We start from the raw sequence: 4,962 nt of genomic DNA, 5'->3' as shown, positions 1-4,962 counted from the left end.
CCTGGAGCGCGGGCCGGTCGTGCGGGCGCTGCTGTTCGGGCGCGGGGCGGGGAAGGCGCAGCGGCTGGTGCTCGTCGTCCACCACCTCGCCGTCGACGTGTTCTCGTGGAGCGTGCTGCTGGGGGACCTGGAGACGGCGCTCGGGCAGATCGCGCGCGGCGAGCCGGTGGCGCTGGAGCCCGCGACGACGCCGTCCGGGGAATGGGCGCAACGCCTCGCCTCGTACGCCCGCACGGATGCGGCGCGGCGCGAGGCCCCGCGCTGGCTCGCGCTGGAGGGCGAGGACGTGCGCCCGCTCCCCCGCGACCACGCCGCCGGCCGCAACGCCGAGGCCGACGACGCCTTCGTGGACGTCGAGCTGGACGCGCCGGACACGCTGGCGCTGCTAGAAGACGCCCCGCGCCGCCTCGGCTCGCAGGCGAACGACGTCCTGCTCGCCGCGCTGAGGCGCACGCTGACCGCGTGGGCGGGCGGCGCCGTGATGGCCGACCTGGAAGGCCACGGACGCGAGGACCTGTTCGCCGACGCGGACCTGTCGCGCACCGTCGGCTGGTTCACGGCGATCCACCCGTTCGCGCTTCGGCCGGACGCTGGCGGCGCCGCCGAGCGCGCGGTGACGAGGGTACGCGACCGGCTGCGCGCCATTCCCAGCGGCGGCGTGGGCTTCGGCGTGCTGCGGCACCTGGGCGCGGACGCGGCCGTCGCGCGGCGGCTGCGCGCGTTGCCCGCCGCGGAAGTGCTCTTCCTCTACGTCGGCAAGCACATGGCGGGCGGTGGCGGCGGCCTGTTCGGCAGCCCTGCGGATGCGCCGCTGGGGCCGGTCCGCAGCCCGCGCGCGCTTCGGTCGCACCTGCTGGAGGTCACGTGCGGCGTGAGCGGCGGGCGGCTGGGCGTGCGCTTCCGCTACTCCGCCGCGGTGCACGACTGCGCGACCATCGCCGGGCTCGCCGGCCACTTCCTGGCGCACGTGCGCGAGCTGGCCCGCCCGGCCGTGCCGCACCGCGTGGCCGTCCGAACGAACCTGGTGGGCGCGGGAGCAGGCGATTCGTGGTTCATGATGAACGAGGAGGCGCAGTGACCGCGCACGCCGAGCTCGCCCGCTCGCCCCGGTTCGTGCGCATCGCCCAGGTGCTGCGTGACGAGTTCGGGCGCCTGTACGGCATCGCAACCGAGCAGGTCGATCCGCACGAGAGCTTCCTGGCGCTCGGTGCCGACTCGCTGATGCTGCTGCGCGCCAGCCGCTTCGTGCGCGACCAGTTCGGGGTGCGCGTGCCCTTCCGCGACCTGCTGGACGGCCTGGGCACCGTGCACGCCCTTGCCGCCCACGTGCACGGCCAGCTCCCCGCCGAAGAGCAAGCCGCATCGGCAGATGCGCCGCCTTCCGGGCCGTCCGCAGCCGTCTCCGCCCCGAAGTCTTCGCAGATTCCGTCCATCTCCGCGGATGCGCGGTTCGCGATGCCCTTCACGCCCACGCCTGGCGGAGGCGCGGTGGAGCGCATCGTCGCGCAGCAGCTTCGGGTGATGCAGGAGCAGCTCGACGCGCTCGGCGCCGCGCGTTCGATGGCCGCGCCAACCATCTCTGCCGATGCGGTAGATGCAAGCGCATCCGCCGGGTCGCCGCCGCCCGACGCAGTCCGCACGTCCGAGACGCCGCAGCCAAAGGGAATTGCCGCCGCATCTGCATCTCACGACGGCGTTTCGGAAGATGGCGAGCGTCCGCTGACGGCGGAGCAGGCCGCGCACGTCGCCGCGTTGAGCGAGCGGCTGTCCGCGATGACTGCCGGTTCGCGGGATGCGGTAGAGGCGGACCGCGAGGCCGTGGCCGAGCCGCGGAGTGTGGCGGGCTTCCGCGCCGCGTGGAAGCACCTGTGCTACCCGCTGGCGGTGGCGAGCGCGTCCGGCGGCCGGTTCACGGACGTGGACGGCAACGAGTTCGTGGACCTGGAGATGCGCGGTGGCGACCTCGTCCTCGGCCACGCATCGGGCATCGCGACCGACGCGATGCGGGCGGCCCTGGACGCACCCTCGCCGCGCGCGGCTGCGGAGGCCGCGGCGCTGATTCGCGAGATGGCGGGCGTGGAGCGCGTCGCCTTCTTCGCCAGCCGCGGCGATGCGACGGCCGCGGCGCTGCGGATCGCGCGGACGGCCACGGAGCGCGACCTGATCGCCGTGTTCGCGGGCGCCGACCACGGTTCGGTGGATGGACTGATGGGCCGCGGCACGCCACTGCGCGACGGACGCGCGGTCCCGTCCGTGGCGGGCGTTCCGGCCGGGATGGTCAGCGCGCTGCTGGTGCTGGAAGGCGCAGACGCGCTAGAAACTCTCCGCGCCCGCGGCTTCGACGTGGCCGCGGTGGTGGTGGATGCCGCGCATCTCCCGTGCGGCGAGATGGACGCGGGCGAGTTCGTGCGCGCACTGGAGCGCATCTGCCTGGACACGGGCGCGGCGCTGGTGCTGGACGAGAGCGCGACGATGCCCCGCGTGCACCCCGGCGGCGTCGCGCGGATGCACGGGATCGAAGCCGATCTGATCGTGCTGAGCAACGCGATTGGCAATGGCGCGCCGGTCGCCGCGGTCGCGGGCAAGGCGTCGTACATGGACACCGTGGACGGCGGGCCGTGGAGCCTGCTCGACGGCTCCGAACCGCGCATCGAGACCACCTGCATCCGCGGCGACGAGCCACACGCGCTCGGCATCGCTGCCGCCGCGGCAGTGCTCGGGCACGTCCGTGAGCACGGGATTGCGCTGTCCGCGGAGATGTCGCGGCTGGCGGAATTGCTCGCATCCGCCATCCGCGTCGCGCTGGGTGATGATGCGCCGCTCGCGGTGGAAATCTCCGGCTCGCGCATCACGCTCGCGCCGCGGGAAGGTGCGGAGGCGGACGCGGACCTGCTGCGGCTGCACCTGCGGTCGCGCGGGGTGCATCTGCCGGTGAGCGGCGTCTGCTATCTCTCGTCCGCGCACACGGATGCGGACGTGGAGCGCGCCGCATCCGCCGTGGAGCACGCGATTCGTGAGATGCGCGCCGAGGGATTCCTCGCCGCAGGCGCATCTCCCGACGCCGCATCGACCCGCTCCGCATCTCGCGAGTCTGCATCGCCCGAGTTCGCATCTACGAAATCTGCGGCAACTGCATACACCGAATCCGTATCTCACGCCTTCACGGCGGTGCGGAACGTGGTGGTGGCGGAGATGGCAGAGGATGAGAGCGAGGGCGTCGAGCTGCCGCTGACGGCGGGGCAGCGCGAGATGTGGCTGCTGGCGCAGATCTCGGCAGAGGCGGCGCGGGCGTACCACGAGCCGACGGCGCTACGCATCCGCGGGCCGTTCAGCGTGGACGCGATGACCGCCGCCCTGCGCGAGCTGGTCGCGCGGCACGAAGCGCTGCGCACACGCTTCGGCGCGCTGGGGCAGACGCAGCACGTGGAGGCGTCCGTCTCGCTCGAAGTGCCGCTCATCGACCTCTCGGCTCTCCCGCACGACGAGGCGGAGGCGGAGCTTGCCGCCGCGCTGGCGAACGAGGCCGCGCAGCCGTTCGACCTAGCCGCGGCGCCGCTCTTCCGCGCCCGCATCGTTCGCATGGGCGAGGCGGACCACGTGCTCGCCTTCACGCTGCACCACGCCGTGACCGACGGCTGGTCCAACGGCACGCTGCTGGGCGAGCTGCAGGCCATCTACGCCGCCCGCCTGGAAGGCCGCGCGCACGCCCTGCCCGCGCCGCACCGCTACCGCGACGCCGTGCGCCTCCGCGCCGCTGCGAGCGAGAGCGACGCCCTCGCGTTCTGGCGCGAGCGCCTGGCCGCGCCGCTGCCCGCGTTGGAGCTTCCGCTGGACCGTGCCCGCCCCGCGACGCAGACCTTCGCCGGCGCGCTAAAGCGCCGCGAGATGGACGCCGGGCTCCGCGCCCGCCTGGACACGCTGTGCGAGGCCCGCGGCACCACGTTCTACGGGCTGCTGCTGGCCGCTTTCCAGCTCTTCCTGCACCGCATCACCGGGCAAGCCGACGTGCTGGTGGGCACCATCGCCGCTGGCCAGGCGTGGGACGAAGATGCCGCGGCCGTCGGCTACTTCGTGGACCTGCTGCCGCTGCGCAGCACGCTCGCGGGCGACCCCGGCTTCGGCGATTTCGCGGACGCGGCCAACGCCGGGCTCTTCGATGCGCTGGAGCATCGCGGCCTCCCGCTCAGCCGTCTCGTGGAGGCGCTGGACATCCCCCGCGACCCCAGCCGGCCGCCGCTGCTGGCCGCCGTGCTCAACTGGCACCGCGCGGCGGGCGCCGGGCTGCGCTTCGGCCATGCGGACGCGGAGCGCCTGGAGGCCCACGGCGCCACGTCCAAGTTCGAGCTGACGGTGACGGCGGTCGAGTCCGCCGCGGGCACGTGGCTGGACTGGGAGTACAACACCGACCTGTTCGACGCGGCGACCATCCGCCGGTGGATGGGACACTTCGAGACGCTGCTCGCCGCCGCGGCGGCGGACCCCGCCCGGCCGGTGCGTGAGCTCCCGCTCCTCGCCCCGCCCGAGCTGCACCGCGTGCTGGAGGAGTGGAACGCCGCCGCCCCCGGCGACTCCGCCGACGAGTGCCTGCACACGCCCTTCGAGCGCCAGGCAGCCGCCACGCCGCACGCCGTCGCGCTGGAGACGGCGGACGAGCGCGTGACCTACGCCGAGCTGGACGCCCGCGCTGACCGCGTGGGCCACGCGCTGCGCCGCCTGGGCGTCGGCCCGGACACGGTCGTCGGCCTGTGCGCGGAGCGTTCGGTCGCGATGGTGGTGGGGATGATCGGCATCCTCAAGGCGGGCGGCGCGTACCTGCCGCTGGACCCGTCGCTGCCCGCGGACCGCCTGGCCTACATGGTCGAGAACGCCGCCCCCGCCGCCGTCCTCGCACAGGCGGGTTCGGTGGATGCGCTGCCGTCCATCGACCGTCCCGTGCTGCTGATCGAAGACGCGGAGCGGGAG

Annotated in this window: 2 protein-coding genes; both read left to right on the top strand. The window is 74.1% G+C overall.

All coding sequences use genetic code 11. From position 1 onward, the window contains the following. A partial coding sequence (locus tag VFE05_02340) for a condensation domain-containing protein (GenBank protein ID HET6228886.1) occupies window positions 1-1,078 on the top strand: 1,078 nt, incomplete at its 5' end. Then, a partial coding sequence (locus VFE05_02335) for an aminotransferase class III-fold pyridoxal phosphate-dependent enzyme (protein ID HET6228885.1) occupies window positions 1,075-4,962 on the top strand: 3,888 nt, incomplete at its 3' end. The genes VFE05_02340 and VFE05_02335, both read left to right, overlap by 4 nt.

The organism is Longimicrobiaceae bacterium (assembly GCA_035696245.1).
Lineage (GTDB): Bacteria > Gemmatimonadota > Gemmatimonadetes > Longimicrobiales > Longimicrobiaceae > DASRQW01.
This window is presented reverse-complemented; position numbering and strand designations above follow the sequence as displayed.